The 17,729-nt window shown below is 66.2% G+C and carries 19 protein-coding genes; 11 read left to right on the forward strand and 8 right to left on the reverse strand.

Annotation, left to right across the window (positions count from 1 at the left end; genetic code table 11):
• The first annotated feature begins 3 nt into the window (after positions 1–3).
• From argH to EV665_RS14315, 4 genes are all read left to right on the forward strand, one after another.
• Complete coding sequence (gene argH / locus EV665_RS14300) at positions 4–1,407, forward strand: argininosuccinate lyase (protein WP_133034579.1); 1,404 nt, start codon at positions 4–6, stop codon at positions 1,405–1,407.
• A gap of 104 nt (positions 1,408–1,511) precedes the next feature.
• Positions 1,512–1,697, forward strand: a complete 186-nt coding sequence (gene lptM, locus EV665_RS14305; protein ID WP_064331587.1) for an LPS translocon maturation chaperone LptM — start codon at positions 1,512–1,514, stop codon at positions 1,695–1,697.
• A 12-nt stretch (positions 1,698–1,709) separates the two neighbouring features.
• On the forward strand, positions 1,710–2,978 hold the full coding sequence (gene lysA, locus EV665_RS14310) for a diaminopimelate decarboxylase (RefSeq protein WP_064331586.1): 1,269 nt from the start codon (positions 1,710–1,712) through the stop codon (positions 2,976–2,978).
• Between the two features lie 117 nt (positions 2,979–3,095).
• Entirely contained in the window at positions 3,096–5,720 is a 2,625-nt protein-coding gene (locus tag EV665_RS14315) for a TIGR02302 family protein (RefSeq protein ID WP_133034580.1), read from the forward strand.
• A gap of 7 nt (positions 5,721–5,727) precedes the next feature.
• Here the strand turns inward: EV665_RS14315 and EV665_RS14320 are convergent, their stop codons facing one another.
• The 3 genes from EV665_RS14320 to EV665_RS14330 form a co-directional block, all read right to left on the reverse strand.
• Positions 5,728–6,087: a response regulator gene (locus tag EV665_RS14320; protein WP_064331584.1), complete on the reverse strand. Its 360-nt coding sequence runs from the start codon at positions 6,085–6,087 to the stop codon at positions 5,728–5,730.
• Between the two features lie 177 nt (positions 6,088–6,264).
• Complete coding sequence (gene hpt, locus EV665_RS14325) at positions 6,265–6,813, reverse strand: hypoxanthine phosphoribosyltransferase (protein WP_133034581.1); 549 nt, start codon at positions 6,811–6,813, stop codon at positions 6,265–6,267.
• 91 nt (positions 6,814–6,904) lie between these two features.
• A complete protein-coding gene (locus EV665_RS14330) occupies positions 6,905–7,579 on the reverse strand; it encodes a hypothetical protein (RefSeq protein ID WP_133034582.1) in 675 nt (224 codons plus the stop codon).
• 203 nt (positions 7,580–7,782) lie between these two features.
• Between EV665_RS14330 and ftsE the strand changes: the two genes are divergently transcribed.
• From ftsE to EV665_RS14350, 4 genes are all read left to right on the forward strand, one after another.
• Positions 7,783–8,442, forward strand: a complete 660-nt coding sequence (gene ftsE / locus EV665_RS14335; protein WP_064331581.1) for a cell division ATP-binding protein FtsE — start codon at positions 7,783–7,785, stop codon at positions 8,440–8,442.
• Complete coding sequence (locus EV665_RS14340; RefSeq protein ID WP_133034583.1) at positions 8,435–9,442, forward strand: cell division protein FtsX; 1,008 nt, start codon at positions 8,435–8,437, stop codon at positions 9,440–9,442. Before ftsE ends, EV665_RS14340 begins: the two co-directional genes overlap by 8 nt.
• 70 nt (positions 9,443–9,512) lie before the next feature.
• Positions 9,513–10,226, forward strand: coding sequence for a YdcF family protein (locus EV665_RS14345; RefSeq protein WP_064332684.1), 714 nt, complete (start codon positions 9,513–9,515; stop codon positions 10,224–10,226).
• Positions 10,227–10,361: 135 nt separating this feature from the next.
• Complete coding sequence (locus EV665_RS14350; protein WP_064331579.1) at positions 10,362–11,150, forward strand: lysophospholipid acyltransferase family protein; 789 nt, start codon at positions 10,362–10,364, stop codon at positions 11,148–11,150.
• On the opposite strand, the gene EV665_RS14355 is transcribed toward EV665_RS14350, so the two are convergent.
• Positions 11,151–11,702 (reverse strand): gamma-glutamylcyclotransferase, encoded by a 552-nt coding sequence (locus EV665_RS14355; RefSeq protein ID WP_133034584.1) that lies wholly within the window; start codon positions 11,700–11,702, stop codon positions 11,151–11,153.
• Positions 11,703–11,787: 85 nt separating this feature from the next.
• On the opposite strand from EV665_RS14355, the gene EV665_RS14360 reads away from it, so the two are divergent.
• A complete protein-coding gene (locus EV665_RS14360) occupies positions 11,788–12,795 on the forward strand; it encodes a DUF2125 domain-containing protein (RefSeq protein WP_133034585.1) in 1,008 nt (335 codons plus the stop codon).
• A 2-nt stretch (positions 12,796–12,797) separates the two neighbouring features.
• On the opposite strand, the gene EV665_RS14365 is transcribed toward EV665_RS14360, so the two are convergent.
• Positions 12,798–13,727, reverse strand: a complete 930-nt coding sequence (locus tag EV665_RS14365; RefSeq protein WP_133034586.1) for a prephenate/arogenate dehydrogenase family protein — start codon at positions 13,725–13,727, stop codon at positions 12,798–12,800.
• Between the two features lie 64 nt (positions 13,728–13,791).
• Positions 13,792–14,541 (reverse strand): class I SAM-dependent methyltransferase, encoded by a 750-nt coding sequence (locus EV665_RS14370; protein WP_133034587.1) that lies wholly within the window; start codon positions 14,539–14,541, stop codon positions 13,792–13,794.
• 90 nt (positions 14,542–14,631) lie between these two features.
• Here EV665_RS14370 and gloB point away from each other — a divergent pair, with 90 nt between their 5' ends.
• A complete protein-coding gene (gloB, locus tag EV665_RS14375; RefSeq protein WP_133034606.1) occupies positions 14,632–15,396 on the forward strand; it encodes a hydroxyacylglutathione hydrolase in 765 nt (254 codons plus the stop codon).
• Positions 15,396–15,818, forward strand: a complete 423-nt coding sequence (locus tag EV665_RS14380; protein ID WP_133034588.1) for a cupin domain-containing protein — start codon at positions 15,396–15,398, stop codon at positions 15,816–15,818. Before gloB ends, EV665_RS14380 begins: the two co-directional genes overlap by 1 nt.
• Here the strand turns inward: EV665_RS14380 and yddG are convergent, their stop codons facing one another.
• Positions 15,819–16,700 carry an aromatic amino acid exporter YddG gene (gene yddG / locus EV665_RS14385; RefSeq protein ID WP_133034589.1) on the reverse strand — a complete coding sequence of 294 codons (882 nt, stop codon included), beginning with the start codon at positions 16,698–16,700 and terminating at the stop codon, positions 15,819–15,821.
• 40 nt (positions 16,701–16,740) lie between these two features.
• Positions 16,741–17,532 (reverse strand): DUF3108 domain-containing protein, encoded by a 792-nt coding sequence (locus EV665_RS14390; RefSeq protein ID WP_371328569.1) that lies wholly within the window; start codon positions 17,530–17,532, stop codon positions 16,741–16,743.
• Between the last annotated feature and the right edge of the window lie 197 nt (positions 17,533–17,729).

Raw genomic sequence — 17,729 nt, forward strand, 5'->3', positions numbered from 1 at the left:
CCCATGGCTGACGGCACTTCCGAGACGAAATCCTCGAACCAGATGTGGGGCGGCCGTTTCGCCTCGGGACCGGATGCGATCATGGAGGAGATAAATGCCTCCATCGGCTTCGACAAGAAGCTTTATGCCCAGGACATCCGCGGCTCAAAGGCGCATGCCGAGATGCTCGCCCATCAGGGCATTATTTCGGCGGACGATAAGGAAAAGATCGTTCACGGTCTCGACACGATCCTGTCGGAGATCGAAAGCGGCAGTTTCGAGTTCTCCCGCCGGCTGGAAGACATCCACATGAATGTCGAGGCGCGGCTGGCGACGCTGATCGGCCCCGCGGCCGGCCGCCTGCACACCGCCCGCTCGCGCAACGACCAGGTGGCGCTCGACTTCCGCCTCTGGGTGAAGGAAGAGCTGCAGAAGACGGAGACGGCGCTGGCGGGTCTCATCGCGGCCTTCCTCGATCGTGCCGAGGAGCACGCCGAGACCGTCATGCCGGGCTTCACCCACCTGCAGACCGCTCAGCCGGTGACCTTCGGCCACCATTGCATGGCCTATGTCGAGATGTTCGGCCGCGACCGCCAGCGCGTGCGCCACGCCATCGAGCATCTAGACGAAAGCCCGATCGGTGCCGCCGCGCTCGCCGGCACGGGCTACAATATCGACCGGCACATGACGGCGAAGGCGCTCGGCTTCCGCGAGCCGACCCGCAACTCCATCGATACCGTGTCGGACCGCGATTTCGCCCTCGAATTCCTGTCGATCGCCGCGATCGCCGGCGTTCACCTGTCGCGCCTTGCCGAGGAGATCGTCATCTGGTCGACGCCGCAATTCGGCTTCATCCGCCTGTCGGATGCCTTCTCCACAGGCTCCTCCATCATGCCGCAGAAGAAGAACCCGGATGCCGCCGAGCTTGTGCGCGCCAAGACCGGCCGCATAAACGGCTCGCTGATCGCGCTCCTGACGGTCATGAAAGGCCTGCCGCTCGCCTATTCCAAGGACATGCAGGAAGACAAGGAACAGGTCTTCGACGCGGCCGAGAGCATCGAGCTGGCGATTGCCGCGATGACCGGCATGGTGCGTGACATGACGATCCGCACCGACAGGATGAAGGCGGCGGCCGGGTCCGGCTATTCCACCGCCACCGACCTTGCCGACTGGCTGGTGCGCGAGGCGGGGCTTCCCTTCCGCGACGCCCACCATGTGACGGGCCGCGCCGTGGCGCTGGCCGAGAGCAAGGGCTGCGACCTCGCCGACCTGTCACTTGAGGAGCTGCAGGCGATCCACGCTGCCATCACCGCCGACATCTTCAACGTCCTGACGGTCGAGGCCTCGGTTGCGAGCCGCAAGAGTTTCGGGGGCACCGCGCCCCTGGAGGTGCGCAAGCAGATCGCCTGGTGGCGGCAGCGGAACTGATCCGGCCGCTTGCAGGACTCATGAACAGAATCAGGGTGCACAAGGGCGGGCGAATTCGCTAAGGATGGTGCCCACTCGATCACCGGCATTTCCAGGGAACGCTTATGACACGCATCGATATCGGCAGGCTGGCTTTCGTGCTCGGCCTTTCGGCAGCGGTTCTTGCCGGCTGCGGCCGCAAGGGCGATCTCGACCTGCCGGGCGGCGCGCAGCCGGTCTACAAAACCGTCGACGGCAAGAAGGTCGAGCAGGTCGAAGACAAGCCCTTCATTCTCGACCCCCTTCTCTGAAGGATCAGCACTGTGAACCATTTCGAGCATCGCGACGGCATCCTCCATGCGGAGGACGTGCCGATTCCCGAAATCGCCAAGGCCGTCGGCACGCCCTTCTACGTCTATTCGACGGCGACGCTGGAGCGCCACTACAAGGTCTTCTCCAAGGCCTTCGACGGCGTCGATGCCATGGTGTGCTATGCCATGAAGGCGAATTCGAACCAGGCGGTGCTGAAGACGCTCGCCCGGCTCGGCGCCGGCATCGACGTGGTCTCGGAGGGCGAGCTGCGCCGGGCGCTGGCCGCCGGTGTTCCCGCCTCGCGCATCATGTTCTCCGGCGTCGGCAAGACGCCGCGCGAGATGGATCTGGCGCTTGAGGCCGGCATCTACTGCTTCAACGTCGAATCCGAGCCGGAACTGGAGGTGCTGAACGCGCGCGCCGTGAAGGCCGGCAAGGTGGCGCACGTCTCCTTCCGCATCAATCCCGACGTCGATGCCCGCACGCATGCCAAGATCTCGACGGGCAAGAAGGAAAACAAGTTCGGCATCTCCTGGGAGCGCGCCCGCGCCGTCTATGCCCGTGCCGCCAGCCTGCCGGGCATCAAGGTGACCGGCATCGACATGCATATCGGCAGCCAGATCACCGAGCTGCAGCCCTTCGAGGACGCCTTCAAGCTCTTGCGCGAACTCGTCGACACGCTGCGCGCCGACGGTCACACCATCGATCACGTCGATGTCGGCGGCGGGCTCGGCATTCCCTACAAGACGGACAATGCGCCGCCGCCGTTGCCGGATGCCTATGCCGAGATCGTCAAGAACCAGCTCAAGGGGCTGGACTGCAAGATCGTCACCGAGCCCGGCCGGCTGATCGTCGGCAATGCCGGCATCCTCGTCACCGAGGTCATCTATGTGAAGGATGGCGGTGAAAAAACCTTCGTCATCGTCGATGCGGCGATGAACGATCTCATCCGCCCGACGCTCTACGAGGCCTGGCACGAGATCCAGCCGGTCGTCATCTCCGCCGCCAGTGCGCCGCGCATCCGGGCGGACGTGGTAGGCCCGGTCTGCGAGACCGGCGACTATCTGGCGCAGGACCGCGAAATGGCGCAGCCGAAGCCCGGCGACCTCATCGCCGTCGGCTCCGCCGGCGCCTATGGCGCCGTGCAGGCCGGCACCTACAACAGCCGCCTGCTTGTGCCGGAAGTGCTGGTCAACGGGTCCCGGTTCCACGTCGTGCGGCCGCGGCTTACCTATGATGACCTGATCGGTCTCGATTCGGTGCCGGACTGGCTCGTCTGACCCCGGAAGCGCTAAAACCGGCCGCCCGCGCGATCACGATTTTGCGCGTGCCCTCGTCTTCGCCACAAAGCATGTTATCTTTTAGCGGTGACAACCTGCAGCGGAGAGCGGCAACCGATGGCGATTGACACGCGAGGACAACGCGAGAAGGAGGCGACCGGCAATCCGGTGGCCCGCCGGCTTGCGGGAAAACGCCTTGCCGCCCAGGCCATTCTCTATCTGGAAGCGCTCGCCCCGCGGGTGCTGCCGATCCTGCTTCTTGTCGCCGCTTTCCTGGCGCTCACCTGGTTCGGCTATTTCCGCCATGTGCCGGCCTGGCTGCATCTTGCGACGCTCGCCGCCTTCGCGCTCGGCCTTGTCGGCCTGCTCGTCCGCCTGCGCGGCATCGACTGGCCGTCGACCGACAGGGCCTATCGCATGCTGGAGGCGCGCAATGCGCTCGCCCACCAGGCGATCCGCGTGCAGGACGACCGGCCGGCCGGCGGCGGTGCCGTTGCCGAAGCGCTGTGGCACGAGCACCAGGCGCGCATGGCGCGGATGATCGGCGCGCTGAGGACGGGCACGCCGGAGCCGGACATCGCCCGCCATGACCGCCATGCCTTGCGTGCCGTGCCGCTCCTCCTCGTCGCCATCGCCTTTGCCTTCTCCTATTCCAACCGCGGCGGGCTTCTGACGGATGTGGTTACCGTTCGCGCACCCGCCGAAACCGCGCCGGACGTGCGCATCGATGCCTGGGTGACGCCGCCGGCGCATACCGCGCGCGCGCCCGTCTTCCTCACCGGCAACACGCAGGGCCAGCCGGGCGAGGCCGACAAGGACGAGATCCGCATTCCGCAGTTCAGCGAATTGACCGTGCGCGTCACCGGCGGCAGCGGCGATGAACCGGTGAGCTATCAGGTGACCGGGGAAGCCGCGGCCACGGCCATCCGCCCCGAGGCGGACAAGCCGAAGGACGAGAAGGCCGAGGGTGCGAAGGCCGAAGCCAGGGTGCCGGTCGCGGTGGCCAATGGCGCCAAGACCATGCGCTACAAGATCCTGAAGGACGGCACGCTCTCGGTCGCGGGCCAGACCTGGACCTTTGCGGTCATTCCGGATCGCGTGCCGGAGATCGCCTTCGACGGCATCCCGAAGAAGACCGTCGCCTCGGCGCTGGAGATCAGCTTCATCGCCAAGGACGATTACGGCATCCAGGAAGCCCATGCGGAGATCGTGCCGGTCGAACAGCCGAAGGATGCGCGCCCGCTCTATCCGCTGCCGGAATATAGGCTCGACCTGCCGCGCCGCGCCGCGCGCGATGCCAAGGGCACGACGAGCCGCAACCTCTCCGAACACCCGCTTGCCGGCAAGCGGGTGAAGATCACGCTCGTCGCCAAGGATGCCGCCGGGCAGGAGGGGCGCAGCCAGCCGGTCGAGATGATCCTGCCGGCCAAGACCTTCTTCGAGCCGCTCGCCGCGGCCGTCGCAGAGCAGCGGCAGGTCTTCGCGCTCGATGCCAACCAGCTTCCGCATGCGATTGCGCTCAATGAGGCGCTGACGATCCGGCCGGAAGAGACGATCCCCAACCTCACGCATTACCTGCTGCTGCAATCGGCCAATGCGCGCATGAAGCTTTCCCGCTCGGATGACCAGATGCGCGAGACGGCGGACTATCTCTGGGAAATCGCCCTCGGCATCGAGGACGGCAACCTGTCGCTGGCCGACCGCCGGCTGCGCGAGGCGCAGAAGGCGCTCTCCGAGGCGCTGGAGCGCAACGCCTCCGACGAGGAGATCGCCGCGCTCATGAAGGAGCTGCGGGAGGCGATGCAGGCCTATATGGAGGAGCTTGCGCGCCAGGCGGCCAAGAATGGCCAGATGCAGCAGAACGCCCAGCAGCAGGGCCAGATCCTGCGCCAGCAGGATTTGCAGCGCATGATGGACCAGATCGAGAATCTCGCCCGCTCCGGCGCGCGTGACCAGGCCCAGCAGATGCTCTCCGAACTGCAGCGCCTGATGAACAACCTTCAGGCCGGCCGGCCGCAGCAGGGGCAGCAAGGCCAGCAGAACGACGCGATGCGCCAGCAGATGGACAAGCTCGGCCAGTTGATGCAGCAGCAGCAGAAGCTGATGGAGCAGACCTTCCAGTTCGACCAGGCGCTGCGCGACCGCCAGCAGCGCGGCGATCCGATGCCGGGCGAGGAGGGCGAACAGCAGCCGGGCGACAACGGCGCCGGCCAGCGGCCCACAGACCAGATGACGGCCGATGAGCTTCGCGAGGCGCTGAAGAAGCTTCAGGAGCAGCAGGACGCGCTGGGCAAGCAACTCGGCGAGATCCAGGAAGCGCTGAAGGGCATGGGGCTGGAGCCCGGCGAAGGCTTTGGCCAGGCCGGCCGCGAGATGAAGGGCGCTTCGGAAGCGCTCGGCGAGGGCCAGGGCGATTCGGCCGTCGGCAGCCAGGGCCGCGCGCTGGAAGCGCTGCGCCAGGGCGCGCAGAACATGATGAGCCAGATGCAGGCCATGATGGGGCAGGGCCAGGGACCCGGCGAAGGCATGCCGCAGGCCGGCCGCAACGGCCGCGATCCGCTGGGCCGCGAGCGCACCCTCAACGGGCAAGGCCCGGATTTCGGCGGGCCGACCAAGGTTCCGGAAGAGATCGATATCCAGCGGGCGCGCGAAATCCTGGAAGAGATCCGCCGCCGTCTCGGCACCGGGTCGGCGCCGGGCTTCGAACGGGATTATCTGGAGCGGCTGCTCGGGATCCGCTGAGGCGCGGTCAGGCCGCCAGCGCCGTCGCCACGGCGCGGCGGATGTCCGGCAGGCTGAAGGGCTTGCTCACCACGTCGACGATCTTCGAGGCGAGGTCGTCGGCCCGCTCGCGCTGCTCGGCATAACCGGTCATCAGCAGGATCTTCAGCGCCGGATGGGCGGCGGACGCCTTGTGGGCAAGCTCGATGCCGTCCATCACGGGCATGCGGATGTCGGACAGGAGGAGATCGAAGCCGCCCTCCGTCAGGGCATCGAGCCCGGCGGCACCGTCCGGCGCCTCGACGGTCTCGTGGCCGTCCATGCGCAGCGCCCGCGCCACGAAGGTGCGGAGCGAATCCTCGTCCTCGGTGATCAGGATCTTGGCCATCGGTTCCCCTTTCGGTCCGTTCATCCGGCCTTGTTCCAAAGCGCTGCCGATTGAGGGCAATGGAACAGGAAGCCGAGCGGCAGACCGATTCTCCGGTGCCGCTCCGTGAACGAAAAGACCAGACTTTCCTTGTCGATCGGTAAACGACCGATGGGGGAATCTGCGGTCAGGGCGGTGTCAGGCGTCCGCGTCGCCCGTCACGACGCCGACGAAGGGCAGTTCGCGGAAGGCATAGGCGACGTCCATGCCGTAGCCGACGACGAAATGATCCGGGCATTCGAAGCCGACATAGTCGGCCTCCAGATCGGTCTTGCGCTTCTCGCGCTTGTCGAGCAGCACGGCGATCGTGACGTTGCGGGCGCCGCGCTCATACATCAGCTCCTTGGCGAAGCTGAGCGTGCGGCCGGATTCGAGGATGTCGTCGATCAGCAGGATATCGCGGCCGTGCACGTCGCTGTCGATGTCCTTGATGACCTTCACGCCCTGCGAGACGGTGCCCGCGCCATAGCTCGACAGCGTGATGAACTCGACTTCCGGGGCAAGGCCGGCCGCATGGAGAGCGCGGGTGAGGTCGGCTGCGAAGATGAACGAGCCCTTGAGCACGGCGATGACGAGAAGGTCCTTCGTCGGGCCGCTGGCGATATCGGCCGCCAGTTCTTCGTTGCGCTTGGCGATCGTAGCGGCGTCGTAGAGCGTTTCGATCTTCTTTCCGCGGACAATCTGCATCGCGAGGCGGCTCCTTGGTCGTGGGCAAGTCCGGCAAATCTCTTGGTTCTGCGTGCGGAATTGCGGGAAACAAAGGAGCCGATTAGCACAGTCAGCGGGCGGGCGCACCCTCGGCGGCGAGCGAAACCGAGACTTTCGGCACTTTTCCGCCGCTGTGCGGAATGCGCAACGCGAAGGTCTCGCTGGCCCCCGGGGCGAGCGTCGCGGTTTCGAGCGCAAGACGATGACGGAGCGTCTTGTCCGCGCCTTCGAAGACGATGTCGACCGGCGGGACGGCGGCAACGGCGTCGCCGCCATTGGTGAGGCGGCCATAGACGGCGAGCACCTTCATGCCGTTGCGGTCGTCGACCGTGGTGATGACATCGGCGATGCGCAGTGTCTCGCCCGGTTCGCCCGTGGGAAGCGCCGCCTTGAGGGCGGAAAGGCCGCCGGCATAGGCGAAGACGACGATGAACGCTGCCGTGACGAGGCCGGCGAAGGCGCGGCCCGGAAGCAGTTGCAGGCCGGCCTCGCAGAGCCGGGCGCCGGCTGCGGCGATGCGAAGCGGCAGAGGATGCGGCTGTGCCTCGGCCGGCTTGGGCCGGATGGGACGATGATTGTCGTTGGAGGTGCGGGCGGCGGTGCTGCGGATGACGACGAAATCGGCGTCGACCACTTCGAGGCGCGCCGGGAACGGCCTTGCGCTCCTGCGGGCCGGCGTCTTCGGTTCCGGCGGCAGAAGGTCGATCCGGCCTTTCGCCTCGCGTCTTGCTCTGAAGGCGTTCATCGCGACCTCCTCGCTTTACCAGCGCCCTTCCGCGCAAATCATCGGCGAAAAGTCGGGCATTGAATGAAATCCTTACCAAACGTAAACCATACTGGTTAATGCTTCGGAAACCCGACCGTGAAAGAGCCGTTTTCCTGTGCGACCTCGCCAGCGGACCTGCTTCGGCGGGCAAGGGTAACCCGCTTCTAGAACCGGATTGATCATTGATTCACTTCGAGAATGTCGGACTGCGTTATGGGATGGGCCCGGAGATTCTCCGCGACCTGACCTTCGATATTCCGCGCCGGTCCTTCCAGTTCCTGACCGGGCCGTCCGGCGCCGGCAAGACGACGCTGCTGCGCCTGCTCTTCCTCTCCCTGCAGCCGACGCGCGGCATCATCCGCACCTTCGACCGCGAAATCTCGGCCATCCCGCGCGACGAGCTGCCGATGCTGCGTCGGCGCATCGGCATCGTCTTCCAGGATTTCCGCCTGCTCGATCACCTGACGACCTATGAGAACGTCGCCCTGCCGCTGCGCGTGCGCGGCAAGGAGGAATCGAGCTATCGCGCCGACGTGCTCGAACTCCTGAAATGGGTCGGGCTGGGGGAGCGAATCAACGTCCTGCCCCCGGTGCTGTCGGGCGGGGAGAAGCAGCGTGCGGCCATTGCCCGCGCCCTCATCGACCGGCCGGAACTGCTGCTCGCCGACGAGCCGACCGGCAATGTCGATCCGCCGATGGCACGGCGGCTGCTCAGCCTCTTTCTCGAACTGAACCGGCTCGGCACCGCCGTGGTGATCGCCACGCACGACCTCTCGCTGATGGACCAGGTGGAGGCGCGACGCATGATCCTCTCGCAGGGGCGGCTCGACATCTATGACTGACGCGCCCCGTGAGACCACCCAGGAGGCCCAGCCCGCCCGCCGGCCGGAAATGAAGGTGCGCCCGACGGCGCCCATCGTGCCGCCGGCAAACGTCTCCGGCAATGCGCTGATGCTCGTCATCGCCATCATGGCCTTCCTCGCCTGCCTCACCTTCGGCGCCGTCAGCATGGTGCGGGCGACGGCGGCGAGCTGGCAGAGCCAGATCTCCCGCGAGATCACCATCCAGATCAAGCCGGACGACGATCTCGACATGGAGAAGGCGCTCACGGAGGCGCGCGACCTCGCGCTCACCTTCTCCGGCACGCGCGACGGCACGATCGTCGACAAGGCGGCGACGGCAAGGCTGCTCGAACCCTGGCTCGGCGAGGGGCTGAACATCGATGAATTGCCGGTGCCCCGCCTCGTCATCGTCACCATCGACGAGCAGGCCCCGCCCGATTTTTCGGCGATGCGGGCGGCGCTGGCCGAGAAGATCCCGACGGCCTTCCTCGACGATCATCGTACCTGGGTCGACCGTCTCGTTGCCATGGCGCGCACGACGGCCTTCATCGGCACGGGCGTGCTGGTGCTGGTCTTTTCCGCCATGGTGCTGACCGTCATCTTCGCGACGCGCGGCGCGCTTTCCGGCAACCGGCACATCGTCGAGGTGCTGCATTTCGTCGGCGCCGAGGCCAGTTTCGTCGCCTCCGAATTCCAGAAGCATTTTCTGAAGATCAGCCTGAAGGGCTCGGTGGCCGGCGGGTTCCTGGCGGCGCTGTTCTTCGCCGTTGCCGGTTTCTGGCAGGGGCGCTCCATCGCGACGCCCCAGAGCGACCAGGCGACGGCGCTGTTCGGCACCTTCTCCATGGGGGCCACGGGCTATCTCGGCATTGCCGGAACCATCGTCGTCATCGCGCTCCTGACCACGCTGACGGCCCGTTTCACCGTCATGCGGACCATCCACGAGATCGACCAGATCCGTTCCGATCCATCGCGTACCGACCAGTTGCCCGACCCATGACGTGGGCCGGACGAACCGTCGCAGCGAAACGGACTATCCGTTGCCGCAATCGCGTTTTATGGACGGAATCATGAACGCGCTTGAACGGGGAAAGCCGGATGTGCCGCAGGGCGCCCGGTCTGACGGGGCAGGGCGGCGGCGCAAGGGCCCCGTCCGCCTCGCCGTGCGCGTGGTTCTCGCGCTCCTCCTGCTAGCCGCCGTGGCAGGCACGGGCGGCTTCCTCTATTTCGCCGAAACCGTCGCCGCGCTCGAAGCGCCGAGCGATCCGAAGGCCGATGCCATCGTGGTCCTGACCGGCGGCTACCAGCGCATCGACCGGGCGATCGACCTTCTCAAGCAGGGGGCCGGCGAGCGGCTGCTGATCTCGGGCGTCAACCCGGCGACGAGCGGCAACCAGCTTCGCAAGCTCACGCAGAGTTCCTCCACGCTTTTCGAATGCTGCGTCGACATGGGCTACGAGGCGGTGGACACGATCGGCAATGCCAACGAGACGGCGCGCTGGATCAGTGATCACCAGTTCCGCCGCGTGCTCGTCGTCACCAACAATTACCACATGCCGCGCAGCCTGCTGGAGCTGAAGGTCAGCGATCCCAGGACTGAGTTCATCGCCTATCCCGTCGTCAATTCGGACCTGAAGAACGGCAACTGGCTACGCCAGCCGGGCATCATGAAGGCGATGCTGTCGGAATATATCAAATACAGCTTTGCGCATATCCGCGCCTTTGCCGGCGCACGCAGCTGGTCCGGCCTTCGTGGCGACATGGCAGGCCTTTCCGGCGGTTGAGCACCGCGGCGGGAGTCTCCTTTCAGGCCCTTTATTTTCCGCATCTCGTCATTGCAAAACCGCACACACTTTTGCGCGACACGGTTTTGAATATCGTGTAGGGCGAAGAAACGCGTCCCGCTGACAGGCTGCCCGATGATCGTTTTCCGTTCCGTGCTTTTCAATGCCCTCTTCTACTTCAATCTCATCGTGCAGATGATCGTCATGACGCCGGCCTATTTCCTGCTGCCGCGCAAGAAGGCCTACGGCATCGCAAAGAACTGGGTGAGGAGCAACCATTGGCTCTTCGAGGTGATCGTCGGCACGACCTTCGAGATCGAAGGGCTGGAGAACATCCCGAAGGGCGGCTACATCTTCGCGCCGAAGCACCAGTCCTTCTGGGATGCCTATGCACTGCTGCCCTGGCTGGACGATCCCTTCTACATCCTCAAGCGCGAACTCACCTGGATCCCGCTCTTCGGCTGGTATCTGAAGAAGCAGCGCATGGTGCCGGTCGACCGCAGCGCGCGCGGCAAGGTCATGGCCGCGGTCATGCAGCGCACCAAGGACGAGATGAATTCCGGCCGCCAGCTCATCATCTATCCCGAGGGCACGCGCCGCCCGCCGGGCGCCACGCCGGAATACAAATACGGCATCGCCCGGCTCTATCGCGATCTGCAGGTGCCGGTCGTGCCCGTCGTCATGCATCCGGGCCTGTTCTGGCCGCGGCGCAAGTTCATCCGCTATCCCGGGCACTTCAAGGTGCGCATCCTGCCGGCGATCGAGCCGGGCATGGATCCCGACGCCTTCCTCGCCCATCTCGTCGAGGTGATGGAAACGGCGAGCGACCGGCTGCTGGTGGAAACCGCGGCGGCGAACCCGAACCTGCCTTTGCCGCCGACGGCCGAGCGGCGGCTGGCGGAGCTGAAGGCGCATGCCGCCTGATCAGGCGGAGCTTCGTGCGTGGAGGTTTTCCGCGGTGCGGCCGACATCCTCCAGCCAATGGTCGCGGATGCCCATTTCGCGCAGATGCGCCAGCGTGTTGCGCACATAGTCGATATTGTGGCCGGACTTGCCGACGGCGGTGCTGACGGTCGCGGCCGCCTCCTCGATGGAGAGCGCGCCGGCGAACTGGTGGTGGGCGCGGTCGCAGATATAGGCGAGCGTCGAGACCCGGCGGCCGTCGCCGAGCGTCGCGGCGAGCGTGCGTTCCTTGTAGACATGGGTCACCAGCTCCCGCTCGCGCAGGTAATCGACCACCGCCTCCCGGCTTGCGGGCGCGATGCGGAAGGCGACGCCGCGGCAGGAGCCGCCGCGATCGAGGCCCAGCACGAGGCCGGGTCTCGCCTCCGTGCCGCGATGGACCCAGGAGCGCACGCAGAGCGAACGGCGGAAGCCGAAGAGATGGGCCGGCTGCTGTTCCTCGAATTCGAAGCCCGGATTCCACATCAGCGAACCGTAGCCAAAAACCCAGAATTCGTTCATATCCACCGTCACCTGGACCATCTCTCAAAAAGCCGCCGCAATTGCCGGCTTTGACGCGCTTGCGGGCAAATCATGTCCGCCACCATTGGAGAACAACATGGCATCGTCAAGCCGCGCCGGCACGTCCGGCGTCACGCGCAAACTCGTCCGGCTCGCCGTTGCCGTCGTTCTCGTCGCCGTGCTCTATACGGGCGGATGGTTCTATGCCGCAAGCTGGCTGAAGGACACGCTGGACCGGCAGCTCGCCGCGTCCGCGCAAAGCCTGCATTCGGCCTCGTGCCGCAACCTTTCCGTCCGCGGCTTCCCGTTCCGCATCGGCCTTTTCTGCGATGCGGTCGACATCGACGACCGCCCGACGGGCCTGTCGGCGACCTTCGGGGCGCTGCGCTCGGCCGCGCAGGTCTATCGACCGGGTCATGCGGTGATCGAACTCGACGGGCCGGCGCAGGTGCGCGTGACGCCCGATCTCGTCTTCGATGCCGACTGGGACCTCCTGCGGGCGAGCGGCACTGCCTGGACGAACGGGCTCGACCGTGCCTCTGTCGCCTATGACGGGTTGAAGGGTCGGCTCAACGTGCCCTCGGAAGCCGTTTCGCTCGGTCTGACCGCTGCCCATGGCGAAAAGCATATCCGCCAGTCCGGCGACGCGCTCGATGTCGCCGCTTCCTTCGACGCGCTATCGCTCGATCTTGGCGACCGGGTGCTGCCACCGCTTAACGTTTCGGCCGACATGACGATTGCCGATGCGGCGACGTGGATTTCCGCCGAGGGCCCGCCGGCCGGTGCGCCGCTTGGCGCAAATGTGGAACTGCGCCGTCTGTCGCTCGATCTCGGCGACGGCAAGGTGGCGACCCTTTCCGGTCCGCTCAAGGTGGGCGACGACGGTTATCTCTCTGGCACGCTCGATCTCGACATTGCCGGCATCACGGTGTGGCGCGACCGGATCTCCGAGGCATTCCCGGAAATCGCGGCGACGGCGGCGCAGGTCGCGCAGGCGGTCGAGGGCCTGTCGAAGGGCGGCGACCGGGCGGTGGTGAAGCTCAACGTCCAGGACGGGACGGTCTATCTCGGCCTCTTCCCGATCGCGTTCATCCCGCCGATCTGATCTCAGTTCTTCCTGTCGGCGACCGGCCGGCCGAAGTTCGGCGCGGACGTGTCCTGGCCCGCATCGATGATCGAGCGACGGATGGCGCGGGTGCGCGTGAAGAGGTCGAAGAGCTTCTCGCCGTCGCCCCAGCGGATGGCGCGCTGCAGATAGGCGAGGTCCTCGGAAAAGCGCGCCAGCATCTCGAGGATCGCATCCTTGTTGTGCAGGCAGACGTCCCGCCACATGGTCGGGTCCGAGGCGGCGAGGCGGGTGAAATCGCGGAAACCCGAGGCGGAATATTTGATGACTTCGGATTCCGTCACGGTCTCCAAGTCGTCGGCCGTGCCGACGATGTTGTAGGCGATGATGTGCGGCAGGTGCGAGACGATGGCGAGCACCTTGTCGTGGTGTTCCGTATCCATCTCGTCGACCTTGGAGCCGAGCGCCTCCCAGAAGGCGGCGAGCCGGCGCTTGGCCTCCTTGTCCGTGCCGTGCACGGGGGTGAGGATGCACCAGCGGTTCTGGAACAGCTCGGCGAAGCCGGCGTCCGGGCCGGAATGCTCGGTGCCCGCCAGCGGGTGGCCGGGGATGAAATGCACGGTCTTCGGCATGTGCGGCAGCATCTGCGCGACGACCGAGGCCTTGGTGGAGCCGACATCGGTGACGATGGCGCCGGGCTTCAGATGCGGGGCGATGTCCTCCGCCACCTTGCCGGAGGCGCCGACGGGCACCGAGACGATGACGAGATCGGCGCCCTCGACCGCCTTGCCGGCGTCATGGACGTAATCGGTGCCGAGCTCGAGTTCGCGGGCACGGTCGAGCGTCTCCTGGCTGCGGCTCGAAATGGTGACGGCCTTGGCAAGGCCCTTCGCCTTGACGGCGCGGGCGATGGAGGAGCCGATGAGCCCGATGCCGATCAGCGCGATCTTGTCGAAATGTCCGTCCGTCATGCCCTTCGCCCTTCGTTTCCGCTTGGGCCCGCTCTAGCGGGCGGGCCGGCATTTGTCGAGGGGATCAGCGCGGGGCGCGCTCGCGCGTCGTCGGCACGCCGTGCGGGGCGAGCACCGGCACGAAGACGCGGCGCGAGGCGCGGGCGGCGACGGGCAGGCCTTGGTAGAGCCGCTTCTGCGCCTCCACGATGATGACGCCGGAGAACATCGGCCAGAGCGTGCGCCCCAGCCGCTCGAAGGCGCCGCGCAGTTTCTGCACGCTGCGCAGCTTGGAGGGCGGGAAGAACAGCGCTTCGGCCGAGGCGCCGGGCGTGAAGTTGGTCTCGCGCAACAGCGCTGTCAACTGGCCGCGCGAATAGGGCCGGCCGGAGCCGAAGGGCGTGTGCTCCATGCGCGCCCAGACGCCGCGCCGGTTCGGCACGACGATGACGAGCCGCCCGCCCGGGGCCAGAACGCGCCAGAGTTCTTTCATCGTCTCGCGCGGGTTTTCCGCAAATTCCAGCGAATGCACCATCAGCACGCGGTCGACCGAGGCATCCGGCAGCGGCAGTTCCTCGTCGAAGACGAGGGCCGTGGAGGAGAGCTCGCCCGGCGGCCAGTTCACCGCACCCTGGCCGGCCGGCATGAAGGCGAAGGTGCGCTCCGTATCGACGCGGAACCGTTCCAGATAGGGCACGGCATAGCCGAGCCCGACCAGCCGCTCGTCCGGCAGGCGTGCCCAGAGCGAGGCGAGCGCCATGGCGATCGAATGGTCGGCGAGGCGCCCGAGCGGCGAGTGATAGAATTCACGAAGGTCGACGATATCGGCATGCATGACCTGAATGTGCGCGACGGGCCGGTGGACTTCAAGGCCGATTGCCTTACATTCCCGCCGACCGCCCGCCAATGCGATGAGGAATGCGCCATGACCCCGCTGGAAATAGACCTCTTTCCCTGCCGCAGCGACAATTTCGGCGTGCTGCTGCACGATCCTGTGACGGGGGCGACCGCGAGCATCGATGCACCGGAGGAAAAGCCGATCCGCGATGCACTCGCCCGTCGCGGCTGGACGCTCAGCCATATCTTCACGACGCATCACCACAACGACCATGTCGAGGCCAATCTCGCGCTGAAGGACCGCTTCGGCGTCACGATCATCGGGCCGGCGCGTGAGACGATCCCGGGTATCGACCGCAAGGTGGATGGCGGCGACAGTTTCGACTTTGCCGGCAGGCCTGTCGAGGTCATCCTGACGCCGGGGCATACGGCGGGACATATCTGCTTCCATCTGCCCGGGGAAAGGCTGCTCTTTGCGGCCGATACGCTCTTTGCGCTCGGCTGCGGCCGGCTCTTCGAGGGCACGCCGGCGCAGATGTGGCAATCGCTCGAAAAGCTCGCCGCGCTGCCGGAGGAGACGATCGTCTATTTCGGCCATGAATACACGCTCTCCAATGCGCGCTTCGCCATAACCGTCGATCCGGACAATGCCGCGCTCGCAAGCCGCGTGGCGGAGATCGAGTCGCTTCGGGCGGCAGGCGCGTTCACCGCGCCGACGACCATCGGCCTCGAAAAGGCGACCAACCCCTTCCTGCGCGCTGCCGATCCGGCGATCCGCCGTCATCTTCGCATGGAAAAGGCGAGCGACGCCGAGGTCTTTGCGGAAATTCGTGCGCGCAAGGACCGGTTCTGATGACGCCGCAGGATATCATCGCCCGGCTCGGCATGGAGCGGCATCCGGAAGGCGGCTGGTATGTGCAGACCTTTCGCGACACGGCGGGCGGGACGCGGGGGCATTCGACGGCGATCTTTTATCTGCTGGAGCGGGGCGAGCGCTCGCACTGGCATCGGGTGAGGGATGCCGTCGAGGTCTGGCATCATTATGCCGGTGGGCCGCTGGCGCTGTCGGTGAGCGATGGTGCGGAGCGGGCGGCGGTGCAGGTGCTGGGGCCGGATCTTGCGGCGGGCGAACGGCCGCAGGTAATCGTGCCGGCGAACTGGTGGCAATCGGCCGAACCGCTCGGCGCCTGGACGCTGGTCGGATGCACGGTCTCGCCGGGCTTCCTCTTCTCCTCCTTCGAGATGGCGCCGCCCGGCTGGGAACCGGGCGCCTGATCAGGCCGGGCTTGTCGCCGCCTTGCGCAAGATCATGTCCTTGGCGGCGAGGATGGCCCCGCCCGTGACCAGCAGGCAGGCAAGGCCGATGCGCCAGGACGGTTCGGCAAAGCCGGAGAGAATCAGCACGAGCGTCGAGAGCAGCGGTGCGGCATAGCTGGCCGCCCCGAGGATCTGGATGTCGCCGTTCTTGACGCCGAAATCCCAGGCATAGAAGGCCGCGCCGACGGGCAGGAGGCCAAGGCCGGCGACGGCGAACCATTCGAAGCCCGTTTGCGGCCAGACCGTGGTTTCCAGCATCAGGTGGCAGGCAAGCGAGAGGAGGGCGGTGGCGAGGCAGAAGCCGGTCACCACATCCGTCGAGACCGCCTCGAAGCGGCGGGTGAGCAGCGAATAGCCCGACCAGGTGAAGGCGCAGAGGAAGGCCGCGCCATAGCCGAGGAGATAGGCATCGTCGAAGGCGAAGCCGTTGCGGCCGACGATGAGCACCGTGCCGCCGAGGCCGAGGAACGCGCCGACGACATGGTTCCATTTCAGCCGCTCGCCCGGCAGCAGCGCCGAGCCGACGACGATGAGCAGCGGCCAGAGATAGGCGATGAGGCCGGCTTCCACGGCCGGCGCGTTGCGCAGCGCGGTGAAATAGAGGAAGTGGTAGCCGAAGAGGCCGAGAATGCCGGTGAGCCAGACCTTGGCCGGCTGCCGCAGCAGCCTGGTGCGCTCGGGCCGGGCGAGGAGCACGAGGATGCCGGGCAGGCTGCCGATCAGGAAGCAGACGGCGGAGAGCTGGAAGGGCGGCATCTTGCCGGAGGCCGCGGTAAAGAGCGCGAGCAGCGACCACATCAGGATCGCCGAAAAGCCAATCAGGGTCGCACGCGTCTTCAAGGCCGATCACTCCCGCCGGTCTGCCGACGGGCCGGGCGCGTCAGCCGCCGAAGCGCGTGGCCGAGACGGTGACAGGGCCGAGCTTGGTCGGAATCTGTACATAGACCGGAGCATATACCTTCGCGCCCTCGGCCTTGGCAAACCAGATTTCCATCGTCTGCAGCTTGCGCAGATATTCCACGTCGTCGCGGCCCTTGCGATAGCCGGATTTCGGCACGAAGCGGATGCCGCAGACGACGACCTCGCCCTCGAAACCCTTGGTGGAATAGGGCTTGGTGCCCTTGGAGCTCAGCTTCAGGTCGAGGCGGCTCTCGCCGTCGAAGATCGGCAGCGTCTTCGGGCAGACGCGGCTTCCCTCCGGGATGATGAGGCCGGAAATCGGGTCGAGCACGGCGCGCATGTCGGCGGTGGAGACGGGCACCCAGTTCTTCGGCTTGCGCCGCGGTGGCGTCATGCTGGCGGTGATGACATTGCCGTTGTGGAAGGTGACGTCGATGGCGCGGCTGCGCTTGCCGCTCTTGTAGTTCACCGAATAGTTGGTGGCGTGCAGCCGGCCGCGGCTCACGGTGCCGGAGACCGAGGTCGTGCCCTTGGTGCTCGAGAAGATATCGGCAAGGCCGGCCGATTGCAGGCTGCCGGAAATCGTGTAGCGGTTGCCGTTGAAGGCCGAGCGGAAGGTGGCGGTGGCCACCGGCAGGCCGGACAGGCGGATGCTGTAATCCGTGCGATGCTCGATTTCCGCCGACGAAAGCGGCGTTGCGCCACCCGCAAGGGCAAGCGACATGACAGCGCCAGCAACCCAAACCCGCCTGCTCATCTTCACGACTCCCATTGAGACGCTCCGCCTAGTCTGCCATTGCGGCGATTCTACGCCGCGGCAAAAGTCCGTTCCACTTGCTCTTGCCTGCAAATCATGGCCTTTGGCAACTGAATTCAGGGTGAACGGCAGGTTTGGCTTGACGTCGGCGCCGCCTGTGACTATAGAACCGCGACTTTCCAAAAAGGCCAGACGGACTGCGGCCGGTTTCG

The organism is Shinella granuli (assembly GCF_004341885.1).
GTDB lineage: Bacteria > Pseudomonadota > Alphaproteobacteria > Rhizobiales > Rhizobiaceae > Shinella > Shinella granuli.

What these genes read in the sequence shown, in the direction of transcription:
- argH (WP_133034579.1), top strand. Translation starts at nt 4, where the DNA reads ATGGCTGACGGCACTTCCGAGACGAAATCCTCGAACCAGATGTGGGGC.
- lptM (WP_064331587.1), top strand. Translation starts at nt 1,512, where the DNA reads ATGACACGCATCGATATCGGCAGGCTGGCTTTCGTGCTCGGCCTTTCG.
- EV665_RS14315 (WP_133034580.1), top strand. Translation starts at nt 3,096, where the DNA reads ATGGCGATTGACACGCGAGGACAACGCGAGAAGGAGGCGACCGGCAAT.
- EV665_RS14320 (WP_064331584.1), bottom strand. Translation starts at nt 6,087, where the DNA reads ATGGCCAAGATCCTGATCACCGAGGACGAGGATTCGCTCCGCACCTTC.
- hpt (WP_133034581.1), bottom strand. Translation starts at nt 6,813, where the DNA reads ATGCAGATTGTCCGCGGAAAGAAGATCGAAACGCTCTACGACGCCGCT.
- EV665_RS14330 (WP_133034582.1), bottom strand. Translation starts at nt 7,579, where the DNA reads ATGAACGCCTTCAGAGCAAGACGCGAGGCGAAAGGCCGGATCGACCTT.
- EV665_RS14340 (WP_133034583.1), top strand. Translation starts at nt 8,435, where the DNA reads ATGACTGACGCGCCCCGTGAGACCACCCAGGAGGCCCAGCCCGCCCGC.
- EV665_RS14345 (WP_064332684.1), top strand. Translation starts at nt 9,513, where the DNA reads ATGAACGCGCTTGAACGGGGAAAGCCGGATGTGCCGCAGGGCGCCCGG.
- EV665_RS14350 (WP_064331579.1), top strand. Translation starts at nt 10,362, where the DNA reads ATGATCGTTTTCCGTTCCGTGCTTTTCAATGCCCTCTTCTACTTCAAT.
- EV665_RS14360 (WP_133034585.1), top strand. Translation starts at nt 11,788, where the DNA reads ATGGCATCGTCAAGCCGCGCCGGCACGTCCGGCGTCACGCGCAAACTC.
- EV665_RS14365 (WP_133034586.1), bottom strand. Translation starts at nt 13,727, where the DNA reads ATGACGGACGGACATTTCGACAAGATCGCGCTGATCGGCATCGGGCTC.
- EV665_RS14370 (WP_133034587.1), bottom strand. Translation starts at nt 14,541, where the DNA reads ATGCATGCCGATATCGTCGACCTTCGTGAATTCTATCACTCGCCGCTC.
- gloB (WP_133034606.1), top strand. Translation starts at nt 14,632, where the DNA reads ATGACCCCGCTGGAAATAGACCTCTTTCCCTGCCGCAGCGACAATTTC.
- EV665_RS14380 (WP_133034588.1), top strand. Translation starts at nt 15,396, where the DNA reads ATGACGCCGCAGGATATCATCGCCCGGCTCGGCATGGAGCGGCATCCG.
- EV665_RS14390 (WP_371328569.1), bottom strand. Translation starts at nt 17,532, where the DNA reads ATGGGAGTCGTGAAGATGAGCAGGCGGGTTTGGGTTGCTGGCGCTGTC.